The organism is Sphingobium sp. DC-2, from assembly GCF_000722555.1.
In the GTDB taxonomy this organism is placed as follows: Bacteria; Pseudomonadota; Alphaproteobacteria; order Sphingomonadales; family Sphingomonadaceae; genus Sphingobium; species Sphingobium quisquiliarum.
This window is the reverse complement of the sequence record NZ_JNAC01000043.1, coordinates 37,321-55,226: the sequence shown is the minus strand read 5'-3', so window position 1 is coordinate 55,226 and position 17,906 is coordinate 37,321. Positions and strand designations below refer to the sequence as shown.

At 65.9% G+C, this 17,906-nt stretch carries 18 protein-coding genes; 12 read left to right on the top strand and 6 right to left on the bottom strand.

From position 1 onward, the window contains the following. Positions 1-24: 24 nt before the first annotated feature. Complete coding sequence (locus ET21_RS0109050) at positions 25-708, top strand: TetR/AcrR family transcriptional regulator C-terminal domain-containing protein (RefSeq protein ID WP_051768076.1); 684 nt, start codon at positions 25-27, stop codon at positions 706-708. 118 nt (positions 709-826) lie between these two features. After that, positions 827-1,993 carry an amidohydrolase family protein gene (locus ET21_RS0109045; RefSeq protein ID WP_030539412.1) on the top strand — a complete coding sequence of 389 codons (1,167 nt, stop codon included), beginning with the start codon at positions 827-829 and terminating at the stop codon, positions 1,991-1,993. A gap of 35 nt (positions 1,994-2,028) precedes the next feature. Here the strand turns inward: ET21_RS0109045 and ET21_RS0109040 are convergent, their stop codons facing one another. After that, positions 2,029-2,910 (bottom strand): LysR family transcriptional regulator, encoded by an 882-nt coding sequence (locus ET21_RS0109040; protein WP_021236713.1) that lies wholly within the window; start codon positions 2,908-2,910, stop codon positions 2,029-2,031. Between the two features lie 113 nt (positions 2,911-3,023). Here ET21_RS0109040 and ET21_RS0109035 point away from each other — a divergent pair, with 113 nt between their 5' ends. The 5 genes from ET21_RS0109035 to mmsB are packed head-to-tail and all read left to right on the top strand — an operon-like array spanning position 3,024 to position 8,500. After that, on the top strand, positions 3,024-4,520 hold the full coding sequence (locus ET21_RS0109035; RefSeq protein ID WP_030539411.1) for a CoA-acylating methylmalonate-semialdehyde dehydrogenase: 1,497 nt from the start codon (positions 3,024-3,026) through the stop codon (positions 4,518-4,520). 31 nt (positions 4,521-4,551) lie between these two features. Continuing rightward, on the top strand, positions 4,552-5,697 hold the full coding sequence (locus ET21_RS0109030) for an acyl-CoA dehydrogenase family protein (protein WP_030539410.1): 1,146 nt from the start codon (positions 4,552-4,554) through the stop codon (positions 5,695-5,697). Between the two features lie 40 nt (positions 5,698-5,737). Then, positions 5,738-6,796: an enoyl-CoA hydratase/isomerase family protein gene (locus ET21_RS0109025; protein WP_030539409.1), complete on the top strand. Its 1,059-nt coding sequence runs from the start codon at positions 5,738-5,740 to the stop codon at positions 6,794-6,796. Between the two features lie 3 nt (positions 6,797-6,799). After that, the gene (locus ET21_RS0109020) at positions 6,800-7,579 is read left to right on the top strand and encodes an enoyl-CoA hydratase-related protein (RefSeq protein ID WP_030539408.1); all 780 of its coding nucleotides are present in this window, start codon (positions 6,800-6,802) and stop codon (positions 7,577-7,579) included. A 39-nt stretch (positions 7,580-7,618) separates the two neighbouring features. Next, on the top strand, positions 7,619-8,500 hold the full coding sequence (gene mmsB, locus ET21_RS0109015; RefSeq protein WP_030539407.1) for a 3-hydroxyisobutyrate dehydrogenase: 882 nt from the start codon (positions 7,619-7,621) through the stop codon (positions 8,498-8,500). A 138-nt stretch (positions 8,501-8,638) separates the two neighbouring features. Here the strand turns inward: mmsB and ET21_RS0109010 are convergent, their stop codons facing one another. From ET21_RS0109010 to ET21_RS0109000, 3 genes are all read right to left on the bottom strand, one after another. Then, positions 8,639-9,562 (bottom strand): acyl-CoA dehydrogenase family protein, encoded by a 924-nt coding sequence (locus ET21_RS0109010; RefSeq protein WP_037470588.1) that lies wholly within the window; start codon positions 9,560-9,562, stop codon positions 8,639-8,641. A gap of 12 nt (positions 9,563-9,574) precedes the next feature. After that, complete coding sequence (locus tag ET21_RS0109005) at positions 9,575-10,729, bottom strand: acyl-CoA dehydrogenase family protein (RefSeq protein WP_030539405.1); 1,155 nt, start codon at positions 10,727-10,729, stop codon at positions 9,575-9,577. Between the two features lie 88 nt (positions 10,730-10,817). Further along, on the bottom strand, positions 10,818-11,690 hold the full coding sequence (locus ET21_RS0109000; RefSeq protein ID WP_030539404.1) for a LysR family transcriptional regulator: 873 nt from the start codon (positions 11,688-11,690) through the stop codon (positions 10,818-10,820). Between the two features lie 104 nt (positions 11,691-11,794). Here ET21_RS0109000 and ET21_RS0108995 point away from each other — a divergent pair, with 104 nt between their 5' ends. From ET21_RS0108995 to ET21_RS0108975, 5 genes are all read left to right on the top strand, one after another. After that, positions 11,795-12,595, top strand: a complete 801-nt coding sequence (locus ET21_RS0108995; RefSeq protein WP_021236704.1) for a crotonase/enoyl-CoA hydratase family protein — start codon at positions 11,795-11,797, stop codon at positions 12,593-12,595. Next, positions 12,592-13,842, top strand: a complete 1,251-nt coding sequence (locus tag ET21_RS0108990) for a CaiB/BaiF CoA-transferase family protein (RefSeq protein WP_030539403.1) — start codon at positions 12,592-12,594, stop codon at positions 13,840-13,842. Before ET21_RS0108995 ends, ET21_RS0108990 begins: the two co-directional genes overlap by 4 nt. A gap of 204 nt (positions 13,843-14,046) precedes the next feature. Further along, a complete protein-coding gene (locus ET21_RS0108985; protein WP_021236702.1) occupies positions 14,047-14,946 on the top strand; it encodes an NAD(P)-dependent oxidoreductase in 900 nt (299 codons plus the stop codon). A 12-nt stretch (positions 14,947-14,958) separates the two neighbouring features. Next, positions 14,959-15,837 carry a sugar phosphate isomerase/epimerase gene (locus ET21_RS0108980; protein ID WP_030539402.1) on the top strand — a complete coding sequence of 293 codons (879 nt, stop codon included), beginning with the start codon at positions 14,959-14,961 and terminating at the stop codon, positions 15,835-15,837. A gap of 98 nt (positions 15,838-15,935) precedes the next feature. Continuing rightward, entirely contained in the window at positions 15,936-16,874 is a 939-nt protein-coding gene (locus ET21_RS0108975) for an AEC family transporter (protein WP_021236700.1), read from the top strand. Between the two features lie 69 nt (positions 16,875-16,943). Here the strand turns inward: ET21_RS0108975 and ET21_RS0108970 are convergent, their stop codons facing one another. After that, positions 16,944-17,438, bottom strand: a complete 495-nt coding sequence (locus ET21_RS0108970; protein WP_021236699.1) for an Lrp/AsnC family transcriptional regulator — start codon at positions 17,436-17,438, stop codon at positions 16,944-16,946. Further along, positions 17,435-17,893: an Lrp/AsnC family transcriptional regulator gene (locus ET21_RS0108965; RefSeq protein WP_021236698.1), complete on the bottom strand. Its 459-nt coding sequence runs from the start codon at positions 17,891-17,893 to the stop codon at positions 17,435-17,437. Before ET21_RS0108965 ends, ET21_RS0108970 begins: the two co-directional genes overlap by 4 nt. Positions 17,894-17,906: the final 13 nt, after the last annotated feature.

Below are 17,906 nucleotides of genomic sequence, written 5' to 3'. Positions count from 1 at the left end.
GCCCCCTGCCCGCACTGTGCCGCGATGCCTGATCCCGCTTTCACGCCGCCCAGCGCCGCCCTTGTCCCCCCGGACGAAGCGCCCGCACGCAAGGCCGGACGTCCAAGACGGCTGACAACCAGCCAGGTGATCCAGGCCGCCATCGCCGTGGGACTGGAAGACCTGACCATGGCGAAAGTCGCCGAACGGCTGGGAGTGCGGGTCGCCGTGCTCTATAATTATGTGAAGAACCGGGAGGAACTGGTCAGCCTTGCCGCGCGGCACGCCATGGCGGGACAGTCCTTCCCGGAGGATGAGGGGCAGGATTGGCGCGCCTATGCCCGTGCCTATGCCCGCGCCGCCTATGGCCTGTTCCGCAGCGATGCGCAGCTTCTGCCGCTCCTCATTTCCGGCAAGATCAGCCCGGCGGCCAAGCTGGACAATGTGGAGCGCTGGCTGGAGGTGATGACGGCGCGCGGCTTCACGGCGGAGCGGGCGCTGTGGCTGCTGCATGCGATCGACGCCATCGTCATGGGATCGGCGGTTCTGGCGTCCCATGCCGCCGCTTACGCCGATGACTATCCCGCCGCCGTGCAGGACAGCATCGACGCCCGCCCGCGCGCCGAGCTTCCCTTGCTGAACGCCCATGCCGGACAGGTCACCGCATGCGCCGACCCGGCCAATTGGGAAGCGGCGATCGGCATGCTGCTGGAAACGGCGGGCAAATAATAAAAGAATATTGGTTCGAAAATAACGCTTGCCGCTCTCTTCCTTTCGCCTAGGATAATGCGCGACGCCGGGGAAAGCAGCCGATCAAGCAGGCTGCGCGGCATGAGGAGAGACGATCATGCGCATCATCGATGTGGACAGCCATTTCAATGAGCCGTCCGACTGGTTCGCCAAGGCCAATCCCACGCTCGCCGCCAAGCTGCCCCGGATGACGGCGGCCGAACAGTTGCTGGACATCGTGGTGGGCGACCTGTTTTCATCCGTCCCGCCCGCCTTGCGGCCCGACCCGCTGACCCTGATCCCGGAGGTTATCGCAGAGGCCTATCGCAAGTCGCTGGAAGGCGGCGACCCGCCGCAGATCGCGATCGATTCGGGGTCCTACTCACCTGAGGCCTATCAGCCCGAACCGCGCATCAAATGGATGGACGAGCGTGGCATCGACAAGCAGATCCTGCTGCCGTCCAACGGATACCACCCCTATCGCCACGCGATGCGCAACGCGCCCGAACTGGCGCTGGAAACGCTGGATACCTATAATCGCTGGTCCACCGAGCAGTTGCACGGCTATACCGACCGCCTGATCCCGGCGACCGTCATCGACCTGATGGACGTGGAATGGTCTATCGCGCAGGTCGTGGCCGGGCGCAAAAAGGGCGCGCGGGCGGTGTTCGTGAAGGCCGATCCGCATGGCGGCAAGGCGCTCAACCATCCTGATTTCGAACCCTTCTGGGCCACATGCGAGGATCTGGGCGTCGCCATCCTGTTCCATGTCGGCGGCGGCCGGGCGGCGATGCATCCGGGCTGGGCGAACAATGGCGGGGACATCGCGGCCTTCTACCGCATCGCCAACCTGTCGCGCCGCCTGGTGCCGCAACTTGCGGTCGCGTCGCTGATCTTCGGGGGCGTGCTCGAACGCTATCCCCGGCTGGCGGTCATCGTATCGGAACTGGGCATCGACTGGCTGCCCGACTTTCTGGAAGCGATCGATCTGGAAGCCGATGAGAAGCGCCCCCGCATGCTGAGCTTCGCGCCCTATTCCTATCCTCTGAAACCCAGCGAATATGTGCAGCGGCAGGTGCGCGTGTCGGTCGTCCACCAGCAGGACGTGCTGCGCCCGACGATCGAGCGCGTGCCCGAAGGCATCATCGTCTTCTCGTCCGATTTCCCGCATATCGAGGGACATCAGGAGGCGGTCGCGCTCTACGACAAGCAGCTGGAGGGTTTGCCGCAATCGACGCGGGAGAGCTTCTTCGGCAAATCGGCGGCGGACCTGCTCGGCCTCTGACGGTCCGCGATGCTGCCCGCGATCAGCGGCGCGCCTTAGCCGGGGTTCATGTGGGCGACGCGTTCGTGCAGCCATTGGGCGACGGCTTCGATGCGCGGCAGCTTGCGCAGGTCTTCGTGGATGACCAGCCAGAAACTGCGCGTGATCTGAACGCTGCCCGCCAGCAGCGGCCGCAGGCCGGGGTCCCTGCGGCCGATAAAGTCCGGCAATATGCCGATGCCAGCGCTCTCCGCGATCATGCGGTGCTGCATGTTGATGCTGGTGGCGCGCAGATGCGCCTCCAGCCCGGCATGCACTTCATTGAGATAATCCAATTCGGGCGAGAAGATGAAGTCGGGCACATAGCCGATCAGCGTATGGCGCAGCAGATCGGCGGGGCTGGCGGGCGCGCCATGCTGTTCCAGATAGGCGCTGGCCGCGTAGAGGTGCAGCGCATAATCGCCCAGCCGCTGGACGGAAAGCCGCCCCCTTTGCGGCCGGGCGAGCATCACCGCCATGTCCGCTTCGCGCTTGGACGGGTTGAGGAAGCCCGATGCGGAAATGAGGTCCAGCCGGATACCGGCATGGCGCGCATGGAAGCTGGCGAGGCCGGGCGCCAGCACCCAGGTGCCGAACCCTTCGGCCACGGACAGGCGCACCTGCCCCGACAGGGTCCGCGCCTTGCCGGTCGCTTCCTCCATCGCGGCGAGGGTGGCGCTTTCGACGCGCTCGGCATGGGCGAGCATCGCATGGCCCTGCTCCGACAGCAGCCGCTCGCCCATGCTGAGGTCGAACAGCCGCGCGCCCAGCGCCTTTTCCAACCGGCCGATCCGGCGCGTCAGCGTGGTGGGATCAAGGCCCAGCGAACGCGCGGCCGGTGCGATCTTGCGCGCCCGCGCCACGGCCAGGAACACGCGCATGTCATCCCAGTCGAACATCTGCTTCCTTCCCGCGCCTCACTGCATTTTTGCAGCCCATGGATGCAACAATGCGCTATTGCATGCAAATGTGCTTGGGCCCAGAGACGAAGCAACCACAGGAGAGATCCGCCATGCGCGACATCAGCCATAAGATCGCCTTTTCCGGCCTGCCCGCCCCTGCCCGCTTCGGCGACGTGTTCGACCCGAACAGGGGCAGCGTGCAGGCGCGCGTCGCCCTGGGCGACCGGGCGCTGCTGGACCGCGCCGTGGAGGCCGCGAAGAAGGCCCAGCCCGCCTGGGCCGCCGTCAACCCGCAGCGGCGCGCGCGCGTCATGTTCGAATTCAAGGCGCTGGTCGAAAGGAACATGGACGAGCTGGCGCGCCTGCTCAGTTCCGAGCATGGCAAGGTGATCGCCGACGCGAAGGGCGACATCCAGCGCGGGCTGGAGGTGATCGAATTCTGCTGCGGCATTCCCCATGCGCTGAAGGGCGAATATACGCAGGGCGCGGGGCCGGGCATCGACGTCTATTCCATGCGCCAGCCGCTGGGCATCGGCGCGGGGATCACGCCCTTCAACTTTCCCGCGATGATCCCGCTGTGGATGTCGGGCGTGGCGATCGCGACCGGCAACGCCTTCATCCTGAAACCGTCCGAGCGTGATCCTTCCGTGCCGGTGCGGCTGGCGGAACTGTTTTTGGAGGCAGGGCTTCCCGAAGGCATCCTTCAGGTGGCGCATGGGGACAAGGAGATGGTGGACGCAATCCTGGACCATCCCGATATCGCGGCGGTCAGCTTCGTCGGATCGTCCGATATCGCCCATTATGTCTACAGGCGCGGGGTCGAGGCGGGCAAGCGCGTGCAGGCGATGGGCGGGGCCAAGAATCACGGCATCGTCATGCCCGACGCCGACCTGGATCAGGTGGTGAACGACCTGGCGGGCGCTGCGTTCGGATCTGCGGGCGAGCGTTGCATGGCGCTGCCCGTGGTGGTGCCGGTGGGGGAGAAGACGGCGGCCGCCCTGCGCGAAAAGATGCTGCCCGCGATCGAAGCGCTGCGGGTCGGCGTGTCGACCGATCCCGATGCGCATTATGGCCCGGTGGTCAGTGCCGCGCACAAGGCCAGAATCGAAAACTATATCCAGATGGGTGTCGATGAGGGCGCGGAACTGGTGGTCGACGGGCGCGGCTTTACCCTGCAAGGGCATGAGGAGGGCTTTTTCGTCGGGCCGACCCTGTTCGACCATGTGACGCCAACGATGCGCAGCTATCAGGAGGAGATTTTCGGTCCCGTGCTGCAAATGGTGCGCGCCGGAAGTTTCGAGGAGGCGCTGGCGCTGCCCAGCCAGCATCAATATGGCAATGGCGTCGCCATCTTCACCCGCAACGGCCATGCGGCGCGCGAGTTCGCCGCGCGGGTGAATGTCGGCATGGTCGGGATCAACGTTCCCATCCCGGTGCCGGTCGCCTATCACACCTTCGGCGGCTGGAAGCGGTCAGCCTTTGGCGACACCAACCAGCATGGCATGGAGGGCGTCAAATTCTGGACCAAGGTGAAGACGGTGACGCAGCGCTGGCCCGATGGCGGCGCAAGCGGCGAAAGCGCGTTCATCATACCGACGATGGGATGAGCAGGCGGCAAAGGCGGAACAGCAGGACAGCATGACCAACCAGTTCGACCTGACCGGAGAGCAGCGCGAGATTCAGGAGCTTGCCCGCCGCTTCACCGCCGATGCGATCACGCCGCACGCCGCCGAATGGGACGACAAGCATATCTTCCCCCGCGACACGATCCGCGCGGCGGCGGAACTGGGTTTCGGCGGCATCTATGTGTCGGAAGCGTCGGGCGGCATCGGGCTGGGGCGGTTGGAAGCGGCGCTGATCATGGAAGCCATGGCCTATGGATGCCCGTCGACCAGCGCCTTCATCTCCATCCACAATATGGGGGCGTGGATGATCGATCGTTTCGGCAGCCAGGCGGTGAAGGACAAATATCTGCCCGATCTGGTGCCGATGAACCGCATGGCGAGCTATTGCCTGACGGAGGCAGGGTCCGGGTCCGACGCCGCCGCGCTCAAGACGCGGGCGGTGCGGGACGGCGATCATTATGTGGTGACGGGTTCGAAGCAGTTCATTTCGGGCGGCGGCGAAAACGACATCTATGTGACGATGGTGCGCACCGGGGGGGAAGGCCCCAAGGGGATCAGCTGCCTGATCATCGAAAAGGATATGGAGGGCGTCAGCTTCGGCGCGCAGGAGCGCAAGCTGGGCTGGCACAGCCAGCCTACCGCGCAGGTCAATTTCGACGGCGTGCGGGTGCCGCTGGAAAATCTGGTCGGGGCGGAAGGCGAAGGATTTCGCATCGCCATGATGGGGCTGGATGGCGGGCGGCTCAACATCGGCGCCTGCTCGCTGGGCGGGGCGCAGCGCTGCATCGATGAGTCGCTGCGATATACGAAGGAACGCCAGCAGTTCGGCCAGGCCATCGCCGGCTTTCAGAATACGCAGTTCACGCTCGCCGACATGCAGACCGAATTGGAGGCGGCGCGGATGCTGCTTTACGCCGCCGCCGTCAAGGTGACGGAGAATGCGCCCGACAAGACGCGCTTTGCCGCCATGGCCAAGCGGCTGGCGACCGATACGGGATCGGCAGTGGCGGACCGCGCGCTGCAACTGCATGGCGGCTATGGCTATCTGATGGACTATCCGGTCGAACGTTTCTGGCGGGACCTGCGCGTCCATTCGATCCTGGAGGGCACCAATCAGGTCATGCGCATGATCGTCGCGCGGGATATGCTGAAGCAATAGCGGAACGAAAGCCCCTGCGGCACATGGATATGGAGCGGGAATGACGGATCAGCTTATCACCTTTGCCGATCATGGAGTGGGCCGCATCCGGCTGAACCGGCCAAAGGCGATCCACGCGCTGACGCCCGAAATGTGCGAAGCGGTGATGGACGCGCTGATCGCCTGGGCGAGCGATGACCGGATCGCCGCCGTGATGATCGATCACGCAGACGGCAGGGGATTTTGCGCCGGGGGCGACATCGCGCTGATCGCCAACAGCGCGAAGGGGGACTGCACGGAGGCAGAGCGCTTCTTCTTCCTCGAATATCGCATGAACCATATGCTGTTCAGCTATTCAAAGCCGGTCATCGCCTTCATGGACGGGATCGTCATGGGCGGCGGCGTCGGCATATCGCTGCCCGCCCGCTACCGGGTCGCGACCGAACGGACGACCTTTGCCATGCCTGAGACGGGCATCGGCCTGTTCCCGGACGTCGGCGGCGGCTGGTATCTGCCGCGCCTGCCTGGCCGCGCGGGCGTGTGGCTGGCGGTGACGGGGGCGCGGATCAAGGGGGCGGACTGCCTGGCGCTGGGCCTTGCCACCCATTATCTGCCATCCGGCCGGATCGAGGCGGCCAAGGAGCGGATCGTCGTCGATCCTTCGCGCACCTCCGGCATTCTGGACGCGTTGGCCGATGTCCCGCCCGCTTCGGAGTGGGAGGCGCGGCGGGCCGATATCGACCGCCTGTTCGCTTCGGACCGCTATGAGGACATATTGGCCGCGCTGGAGGCGGACGGATCGCCCTGGGCGCAGGAGCAGCGCGCCATATTGGCGTCCAAGTCGCCCCAGACGGTGAAGGTCGCCCTGCGGCAATTGGCGGAGGGCGCGGCCTTCACCGACTTTGCCGACAATATGCGCAACGAATATCGCATCGCCTGCCATGTGATCCGCCGCCCCGATTTCGTCGAAGGCGTCCGGGCCGTCATCTTCGACAAGGACAATGCGCCGCGCTGGAATCCGGCCACGCCGCAAGAGGTCACGCATGATCTGGTTGACAGCCTCTTCGCTCCGCTGCCACCGGGCAGGGAATGGACGCCTCACCCGCAGACTGGAGCTTGACCGATGACCTATGAAACGATCCTGGTGGAACAGCGTGGCGCCGTGACGCTGATCACGCTCAACCGGCCGCAGGCGCTGAATGCGCTGAACAGTCAGGTATTGAAGGACCTGACCGCCGCCTTCACCGCCTATGATGCCGACCCGTCGCAGCGTTGCGCGGTGCTGACCGGCAGCGGGGACAAGGCCTTCGCCGCCGGAGCCGACATCAAGGAAATGGTGGAGAAGGAAGCGGCGGACTTCTTCCTGGAGGATTTCTTTTCCGGCTGGCAGAGCGGCGTCGTCGCCACGCGCAAGCCGTGGATCGCGGCGGTGAACGGCTTTGCGCTGGGCGGCGGATGCGAGCTGGCGATGATGGCGGACTTCATCATCGCGTCGGATACGGCCAAGTTCGGCCAGCCGGAAATCAAGCTGGGCGTCGCGCCGGGCATGGGCGGGTCGCAGCGCCTGACCCGCGCCGTGGGCAAGGCGAAGGCGATGGAAATGTGCCTGACCGGCCGGATGATGGGCGCGGAGGAAGCGGAGCGTTCGGGCCTCGTCGCCCGCATCGTCCCGGCGGCCGAGCTTCTGGACGATGCGCTCAAGACGGCGGAAACTATCGCGTCGATGCCCCCGATGGCGGCGATGATCAACAAGGAGATGGTCAACGTCGCGTTCGAGACGGGCCTCGCCCAGGGGCTGCTGACCGAGCGCCGCCTGTTCCAGATCCTTACCGCCACGCAGGACAAGATCGAGGGCATGACCGCCTTCGTCGAAAAGCGCCCGGCGCAATGGAAGGGGCGCTGACGCCCTGAATAGTGACGGCCGCGAGGAGGCGGCCAGCATATGAGCATGACCATCGCTTTCATCGGCCTGGGCAATATGGGCGCGGGCATGGCGGCCAACCTGCTGAAAAACGGCTATGCGGTCCGTGCCTTCGACCTTTCCGCCTCCGCGCTGGACAAGGCGAAGGAGGCGGGCGCGCTTCCCTGCGCCAGTGCCGGGGAAGCCGTGCAAGGGGCCGGAGCGGTGGTCACCATGCTGCCTGCGGGCAAGCATGTGGAAGAGGTTTATAACGGCTCCGTCTTCGGCGCGGCCGATGCGGGCGCGATCCTGCTCGATTGTTCGACCATCGATGTCGCCACCGCCCGCCGCACGATCGCGGCGGCGGAGGATAAGGGCTTTGCGATGGTGGATGCGCCGGTTTCCGGCGGCATCGCGGCGGCCAATGGCGGCACGCTGACCTTCATGGTGGGGGGCAGCGATGCCGCTTTCGAGCGGGCCAGGCCGATCCTGTCCGCCATGGGCAAGGCCGTCATCCATGCGGGCGGCGCGGGGAATGGGCAGGCCGCCAAGATCTGCAACAACATGCTGCTGGGCGCGACCATGATCGCGACCTGCGAAGCCTTTGCCATGGCGGAGAAGATCGGGCTCGATCCGCAGACCTTCTACGACATTTCGAGCGTTTCGTCGGGGCAGAGCTGGTCGATGACCAGCTATTGCCCCCTGCCTGGCGTCGGACCCAATTCGCCCGCCGACAATGGATATGAAGGCGGGTTCGCCGCCGCGCTGATGTTGAAGGATCTCAAGCTGGCGGTCGAGGCCGCTGCGGCGGTGAACGCCAGCGTGCCGATGGGGGGCAATGCAGAGGCGCTGTACCAGATGCTGGTGAATAGCGGCGAGGGTGGGAAGGATTTTTCCTCGATCATCAGGCTGCTGCGGGGGTAAGGCGAAACGGGTTCCTGCGCAGGCAGGAACCCGGTCCAGACAGTGCGATGATCGACCAGCGGCCGGACTGGGCTCTCACGAGCCGCTTGTCTCGTTCGATTGCCTCCGCAGGAGAACGTCGCGCTTCGGGACGAACCCCTATGCCGCCCGCAGGAAGTCCGCGGTCGGCTTGCCCGCTTCGTCCATCCGCAAGCCGCCCAGAACGCCTGCCCAATAGCCTTCCGATCCATCGGCCAGCCGCCATCCATGCAGGCGGCGGGTCAGCAGTTGCAGGTCATATTCCTCGCTGATGCCGATCGCGCCGTGCACGGCATGGGCGATGGCGGCGATCTGCGCGGCGGCGAGGCTGGCGCCATGCTTGGCGATGGCGGCGTCGGCCAGGCGCGGGGTGAGGCCGGACCGCGCGCCAATGGCGGCGGCGATGCGGGCGGCGACGGCTTGTTCGGCGAGGACCGAAAGCTGCTGCTGCACCGCCTGCTGCTTGCCGATGGGCTTGCCGAACTGGCTGCGCTCATTGGCGTAGGCGACCGTCATTTCCATGACGCGCTCCGCCGCGCCGGAGATCAGGATCGCGCGCAGCATGGCGGCGACGGGCCGGAGCGCCTTGCCATCCAGGCCGGACGCATAGCCGTCAACGTCATGATGCACGCCCGTCGCCTCGACCCTGGCTTCGGTCAGCACAGGCGCTTCGGGCGAGCCGGACAGGATGTGCGCGGCCACGGCTGCAAAGGGGGCCGGGCCCGCGCCGGTGGCGATCGCGATTGGACCGGCAGGCGCTTCCACGCCCGCAGCCGCCAGCAGCGCGCGGGCGATCATCGTGTCGCCCACCGGCAGCGGCACGGCATGGCGGCCAAGCAGCGCGATCAGCGGCGCGGCATCGGCGAGCGAAAGGCCAGCGCCGCCCGCCTCCTCCGCCACCAGCGCGTCGAGGAAGCCGGATTCGACGAAGCCGTTCCACATCGCGCTGCTGTCGCCGCCCGCTTCCACCGCACGAACGGCGGCAGGGGCGCACAGATCCTCGATCAGGCGGGCGAAGGGATCGATCAGTTCCTGCATGTCCATGGTCCGTCCCCCTTATCTCAGGCCCAATCCGCGCGCGATGATGCCGCGCAGGATTTCCCGCGTGCCGCCGCGCAGCGAGAAGCTGGGCGCGATATGCGTGACGTAAAGCAATGTGCGGTAGAGTTCGGCGTCGACCGGCTCGTCCGGGGTGGCGGCAAGGTCGTCGCCGATCAGTTGCGGCACGGCCTGTTCGAAGCCGGTGCCGAGGTCCTTCATCAGCGACGCTTCGACCACGGGGCTTTCGCCCGCGACAAGGCGCGCAGTGACGGCGAGCGACATTTCGCGCAGCACGGCAAGCTGGGCGGTCAGCGATCCGGCGAGGCGCATGGTGGCGCTGTCCTTGCGGCCCACCGCTTCCAGGTGGCGGACCCAGGCATCGATCAGCACGACGGAGGAATAGATGCGTTCCGGCCCGCTGCGTTCGAAGGCGAGTTCAGCGGTGACCTGCTTCCACCCCTGCCCTTCCGCGCCGATCAGCGCGTCGGGGGCGAGGCGGACATCCTCGAAAAAGACTTCGGCGAAATGCGCGTCGCCGGTCAGGTCGACGATGGGGCGGATGGTGATGCCGGGGAGCTTCAGGTCGACGATGAGCTGCGACAGGCCCTGCTGGCGGTCGGCGCTGGTTCCAGACGTGCGCACCAGGGCGATCATGTAATCGCTGTGCATCGCGTTGGTGGTCCAGATCTTCTGGCCGTTGAGCAGCCAGCTTCCATCCTCCTGCCGGTCGGCGCGGGTGCGGACGCTGGCGAGGTCGGAGCCGGAGCCCGGCTCGCTCATGCCGATGCAGAACAGCGCTTCGCCCTTGCAGATGCGGGGCAGGTAGAATTGGCGCTGCTCCTCCGTGCCGAAGTGGCGGATCAGCGGGCCGCTCTGGCGGTCGGCGATCCAGTGGGCGGCGACGGGGGCGCCTGCGGAGAGCAGTTCCTCCACCACGACGAAGCGGGTGAAGGGGCTGCGGTCGGCGCCGCCGTAGCTTTTGGGGATGGAGAGGCCGAGATAGCCCGCCTGCCCCAGCTTGCGGCTGAACGAAGCGTCGAAGCCCTGCCAGGACCGGGCGCGGCGATCGACCGGCAGTTCGGAAATGGCTTCGGCGATCAGCGCGCGCAGGGCGGGACGGATCGCTTCATCCTCTGGCGGGAGGGTGGAAAGGGTCAATGTTTCGAACAAGACGGCCTCGTAAAACCGTGAGTGAAGTCGAAGCCTGATCGCGCTTGCCGGGGCGAGTGTCCAATATCGATTGTCCGCCCAGCGATACCTATTTGCTATCGGAGGCGAGAGCGGCGAAGTTGCGGGCGAGCAGGGTCGCGCCCTCGCGCGGCAGGGCGACGCCGGTCTGCACCGGCACCTGCTGCGCAAGGCGGACGAGGCGGACGCCCTGCGGCACGGACACCGCCGCGCGGGAGGGGACGAGCGCCACGCCAAGGCCGGAGCGAACGAGGGCGAGCACGGCGCTGAGCTGTGCGGCCTCCTGCGCGACGATGGGCATGAACCCGGCCTTTTGACAGGCGGTGAGGGTGATGGAGTGCAGCACGCTGATGCGGCTTTGCAGGATGAAGGGCTGCTGCGCCAGATCGCTGAGTTCGACGCTGTCCGCGTCGGCAAAGGGGCTGCCGACCGGGAGCGCGGCGTGCAACTCGTCCGGGTCGATCACGCGCGTGTCCACCGCCGCGATCTGAAGCAGGGGAAGCCGCACGAGGCCGACATCCAGTTCGGTCGCGGCGAGCTTTCGCGCGATGTCGACGCTGGTCGCTTCCTCCAGCACCAGTTCGACGGCGGGATAGCGGCGGCGATAGCTGGTGATCAGGCGAGGGAGCAGTTCGAAGGTGGCCGATCCGACGAAGCCGACGCGCAACCTGCCCCGTTCCCCCACCGCCCCTTCGCGCACGGTTTCGCGGAACCGATCGGCCTGGGCAAGCGCGGCCCGCGCGATTTCCAGCGAACTGCGCCCCGCAGGCGTCAGCGTCACCCCGCGCGCCCCGCGATCGAACAGGGCCGCGCCCAGTTCCGCCTCCAGCTTGCGGATGGCGACCGTCAGCGGCGGCTGGGAGATGTTGAGCCGCTCCGCCGCGCGGTGGAAATTGCCGGTTTCGGCAAGGGTGACGAAATAGCGCAGCTGGCGCAGTTCCACGATAGCCTCTGTATATCGATAAAGCCGAAATCAATATTAGCGCCAAAAGGGACCAGCGCCTAGCGTGCCGCGCAAACCCGTCCTATTTTCAGGAGAGCCAGACCTTGGACCCGTTTCTGCTCATCGAGCGCGATGGCCCCGTCGTCATCGCCCGGTTCAACCGTCCCGCCGAACGCAACGCGATTTCCGAAGTCGAACATAGCGAGGAGATCGTCGATTTCTGCAAGCGGATGGCGCGCGACACGACGGTGCGCGCGATCGTCCTGACGGGCGAGGGCAAGGCATTCTGCGCAGGCGGAAACGTCAAGAACATGCAGGAACGATCGGGCATGTTCGGCGGATCGCCCTATGAGATCCGCAACAGCTATCGCACCAGCGTGCAGATGATCGGCCCGGCGCTGCTGGAACTGGAAGTGCCGATGGTCGCGGCGATCAACGGCCCGGCGATCGGCCTGGGGCTGGACATCGCCTGCATGTGCGACATCCGCATCATGGCCGACAGCGCGGTGGTCGCGGAAAGCTATGTGAAGCTGGGCATCATTCCGGGCGGCGGCGGCGGCTGGCTGCTGCCGCGCCTGATCGGTCCGCAGCGCGCCAACATCATGACGCTGACGGGCGATGCGATCGATGCGGCGACGGCGCTGGACTATGGGCTGGTGGCCGAAGTCGTGCCGGGCGGCCGGCTGATGGACCGCGCGGTCGAACTGGCGGGCAAGATCGCCGCCAATCCCGGCCACGCCACCCGCATGGCCAAGCGGCTGATGCGCGAAGGCGCGCATGTGAAGCTGCCCACGCTGCTGGAAATGGCGGCGAGCTATCAGGCGCTGGCCCATTATAGCGAAGATCATCATGAAGCGATTGCCGCCTTCCTGGGCAAGCGCGCGCCGGAGTTCAAGGACAAGTGAGCGGCAATCCCTCCCCCAAGGCAACCGGCCCGCTGGCGGGCATCAAGGTGCTGGACCTGTCCCGCGTACTGGCGGGGCCCTGGTGCACGCAGATATTGGGCGACCTGGGCGCCGAGGTCATCAAGATCGAACAACCCGGACAGGGCGACGACACGCGCCGCTGGGGCCCTCCCTTCCTGGAGGACGGGTCGAAGGACGCGGCCTATTATCTGTGCGCCAACCGCAACAAGAAGTCCGCCGCCATCAACCTGGCCGACCCGCGCGGCGCGGAACTGATCCGCAAGATCGCGGCGGACGCGGATATCGTGGTCGAGAATTTCCGCGTCGGCGGGCTGGTCAAATATGGGCTGGATTATGCCGCGCTTTCGGCGATCAATCCCAGGCTCATATATTGTTCGGTCACTGGTTTCGGGCAGGACGGCCCCTATAAGGATCGCGGCGGATACGACTTCCTGATCCAGGGGATGAGCGGCCTGATGTCGATCACCGGCCGTCCCGACGACGAGCCGGGCGGCGGGCCGATGAAGGTCGGCATCCCCATCAGCGACCTGGTGACGGGGCTATATTCCGCCATCTCCATCCTGGCCGCGCTCGCCCATCGCGACCGCACGGGCGAAGGGCAGCATATCGACATGGCGCTGTTGGACACGCAGGTGTCGCTGCTCGCCAATCAGGCCAGCAATTACCTGAACGGCGGCATGATCCCGCGCCGCCTGGGCAATGAGCATCCCAATACCGTCCCCTATCAGGATTTTTCCTGCGCCGATGGCGACATATTGGTGGCGCTGGGCAATGACCGGCAGTTCCGCAGCTTTTGCGAACTGATCGGGCGGCCCGACCTGCCCGACGATCCGCGTTTCAAGGATAATGCCGGGCGGTCGCCCAACCGCCATGCCTTGCAGGAAGAGATGCGCCCCGCCATCGCCAGGTGGAAGTCGGACGACCTGATCGCGGCCATGGAAGCGGCCAAGCTGCCGGGCGGGCGGGTCAACGACATTCCCCATATTTTGGCCGATCCGCAGATCGAGGCGCGCGGCGTCGTGCGCGAAATGGTGCGGTCCGACGGGACGGTGGTGAAGGTGCTGGGCTATCCGGGCAAATTTTCCAAGACGCCCGCCGACTACCGCTACGCCCCGCCCCGGTCGGGCGAAGATACGCGCGGCGTGCTGACGGACCTGCTTGGCGTGAGCGAGGCCGATCTGGCCGCGCTGATCGAAGCGGGGGTCGTGGCGGAGAAATTGCATTAAGCAAGGATGATTCACGCGGAGGCGCGGAGACGCGGAGAAGAGTGAGGCAGCGGAGCGGCGATGAGGGTGCGTCGCCCTTTTCGGGAGCAAGTTGAGGGCGCCTACGGCGCATTCTTCCTTTCTCTGCGTCTCCGCGCCTCCGCGTGAACAAAATTCAGAATTCATCTTGGCCGGGATGTCGGCCGAACGTCGAGAGGAAATAGCATGACCACGAAGATCGGCTTTATCGGACTGGGTGCGATGGGGTTGCCCATGTCGTCCAACCTGCAACGCAAGGGCTTTGACGTCACCGTCTTCGACATTGACGATGCGAAGATGAGCAAGGTGGCGGAGCTGGGCGCGAAGAAGGCGGCGAGCGTTGCCGAGGCGAGCCGGGGGCAGGACATCGTCATCACCGTGCTGCCTGCGACGCAGCATGTGGAAGCAGTGGTGCTGGGCGAAGACGGCGTGCTGGCCAATATCGATGCTGGCGGGCTGCTGATGGACCTGTCCACCATCGACGCCAAGGGGACCGACCGGGTCGCCGCCGCCTGCGCGGCAAAGGGCATCGCCTTTGTCGATGCGCCGATCGGCCGTTTGGCGCTGCATGCCGAACGTGGCGAATCGCTGTTCATGGTCGGCGCGAATGACGAGGATTATGCGCGGGTCGAACCGGCGCTGAAGGCCATGGGCACCGACATCTTCCGCTGCGGCAAGCCGGGCATGGGCAGCCGCATGAAGCTGATCAACAATTTCATGCTGCTGTCGACCGCGCAGATCGTCGCGGAATCGCTGGCGCTGGGCACGAAGCTGGGCCTCGACATCCAGACGATGCACGACGTCACCGGCAATACCACCGCGCGCAACGGCCAGTTCCATGTGCTGATGGTGAACAAGGCGTTGAAGGGCGATATAGAGCCGGGCTTCACCATCGACCTGGCGTTCAAGGACCTGACGCTCGCCATCACCGCGGCGGCGGAAAACCGCATCGGCCTGCCCATGGGATCGGCCGCCCATGCCGTGTTCGGCGGCGCGCGCGCGACGGACTATGCATCGAAGGATTATAGCGCGCTGCTGAACTATGCCTGCGACAATGCGGGGATCGAAACGCCCAGGATAGGGTGAGGGAGAGGAAAAGTGCCGGGTCGGCGCCCCGCATTGATCGCCACCTGCTGGACCATCGCGGGCAATGTGCGGCCGGATGCGCCGGACAATGTGAGCCGGTGGCCGCTGGAGGACCGGATCGATGCGGCGGCGCGGGCCGGGTATGAAGGCGTGGGCTTCTGGCTGGGCGACCTTGCGCGGTGGCGCGAGCGGGGCAAGGACTATCGGACGCTGTGCAGACGCCTGACCGATGCCGGGCTGCGCATCGTCGAGCTGGAATATCTCCCGGACTGGTTCGCGGACGGGGACCGGCGCAACCGGTCCGACGCCGCGCGGGCGGAGCTGTTCGAGGCGGCCGATGTGCTGGGCGCACGCCATGTTAAGGTCATGCCGCCCTTTGGCGATGAAGGATGGGGCATGGCGCGGCTGGCGGAACAGTTCGCCGCCTTGTGCGCGGACGCGGCCCCGCATGGGTTGGCGATGGCGCTGGAGATGATCCCCTTTTCCGACCTGCCGGACCTGCCGTCCGCGCTCGACATGGTCAGCCGGGCCGGGGCGGCCAATGGCGGGCTGCTGATCGACATATGGCATGTCGTCCGTTCGGGCAGCGCCGTGGAGGATGTCGCGGCGGTTCCGGCGCGCTTCATCAAGGCGGTGGAATTATGCGACGCGGATAAGGTGATGCAGGGTTCCATCACCGAAGACACGATGCGCCACAGGCGGCTGTGCGGAGAAGGCGATTTCGACCTTCCCGCTTTCCTCAGGGCGCTGCGACGGACGGGTTATGACGGGCCTTATGGAGTCGAAATCCTGTCCGACGCGTTCCGCGCGCTGCCACTGGACGAGGCCGCGCGGGCGAGCTTCGTCACTGCGGCAGGGCTGTTCGGCGGCGGTTCGGGCGAAATGAGGTGACGGGCCGCCGCTGCGCTTTTGTGAAAAAGCCGTTCCCACTTTCCGGTGCGATGCTGTAAGCGGCGCGCAGTTTTCCCTCCTCCGGTGGCGATCTTCCCATGGCGATGACGATATTGGGCGCGCTGGTGCCGGTGTTCGGGCTCATCCTGCTCGGTTATGGATGCGGGCGCACCAATTTGCTGGGGGACCGCGCCTTTGAAGTGCTGAACCGCTTCGTCATCGGCGTCACCTTGCCGGTGCTGACCTTCCGGTCGATCGCGAAGATGGATGCGCGCGACCTGGCGGTGCCGTCGATGCTGATCGCGGTGATCGGCGGGGCGCTGACCACCTATGCGATCGGCTTCGCGGTCGAGAAATGGCTGGGGCGGACGAGCAGCGAGGCCAATATCGCGGGGCTGTGCGGCTGTTTCAGCAATACCGGCTTCGTCGGCCTGCCCGTCGCGCTGCTGACCTTTGGCCAGGCGGCGGTCGCGCCGGTGGCGGTGACGATGCTGCTTTATTCCGCCGTCATCTTCACCGTGGGCATGGTGGTGAGCGAAATGGCCGCCAATCACGGCCATGGCACGATGAAGGGAATCAAGCTGGCCGCGCGGGCGGTGTCGCGCAACTCGCTGATCCTGCTGGCGTTGATGGGTGTGGCCTGGTCGATCCTGCGCCTGCCGCTGCAAGGGCCGCTGGACGTGCTGCTGGAGACGCTGGCGCAGGCGACGGCGCCGTGCGCGCTGACGGCGATCGGCATCTTCATCGCCCTGCCGCGCGAAAGCGCCGCGCCCGCGCCGATCAGCCGGACCGTGGCGATGAAGCTGGGGGTGCATCCGCTGATCACTGCGGGGTTCGTGATGCTGCTGCCGCCGATGCAGCCGCTATGGGCGAAGATGGCGATCCTGATGGCGGCGATGCCGTGCGGCGCTTCCAGCTTCGTGCTGGCGGGCAAGGCGGGACGATGGGCGATGGAACTGAGCGCCTGGGCGGTGACGCTGACCACCAGCATGGCGTCGCTGTCGCTGATCGCCGTGCTGTGGTGGCTGGGCAGTTGAGGGACGAGGCGCGGCCCGGCGGAGGAGCCGGGCGCGCCTGCATCAGGTGAGGTCAGGCATCACGTCAGGTCAGGCGCAATCCGCCTTCGGGTCCGACGTGATCTTGGCGATGGTGGGTTCATATTTCAGATTGTGGACGGAAATCGACGTTTCCACGCGGCGGACGCCGGGCAAGGTGCGGATCTGATCGATCACGATCTCATTGAGCTGCTCGATATTGGTGAACAGGCCCATGGCGAGCAGGCTGAACCGGCCGAGCATCAGCACGACGCAGTTGATTTCCGGGATCTGGCGGATGGTTTCGGCAAGGGCCGACACGCAGGACGGATCGGCGTCTATGCCCAGCATGCAGAGGTTGGGCGACCCGGCCATGCGGAAGTCCTTGACCACCGTGAACTGGATCAGCCCTTCATTCTGCAACCGCTTGATGCGGGTGCGGATCGTGCCTTCGGTGACGCCCAGCTCCGCCGCGATGGCGCGGTTGGAAATGCGCGCGTCCCGGCCCAGCTTCTCGACGATCTTGCGGTCCAGCGCGTCCAGGCGCTGCCAGCTTGCGCCACTCATAGGGGCGCCACGTTGAATTCATATTTGACGATATCGACCGCGATCCCCGATTCCAGATGGGCGACGCCTTCGATTCCGGCGATATGATCGTAGAGGAAATTCTGGATTTCGGAAAAGTCGTGCAGGGCAACCAGCAGTTCCAGGTCGTGCGCGCCGTTCATGATGTTGACGCTCAGCACTTCGGGAAAGGCTGCCAGGTCGCGGCCGACATCCTGGGCGCTGCGCCCCCATACCTTGACGCCAAGGACGATGATGATGTTGTAGCCGAGCGCGGAGAAATCAGTGACCGCGACGACCCGCATGGCGCGGCTGTCCTCCAGCTTTTGCAGGCGGGCGGAGACGGTGGCCGCGGTGACGGACAATTGCTTGGCGATGTCCTGGTTGGTAGCCCGTCCGTTGGTGCGGAGGATTTCAATGATGCTCGTATCCAGAGCATCCAGCGGTGGCGGCGTCATTGTCCGCCCGCTC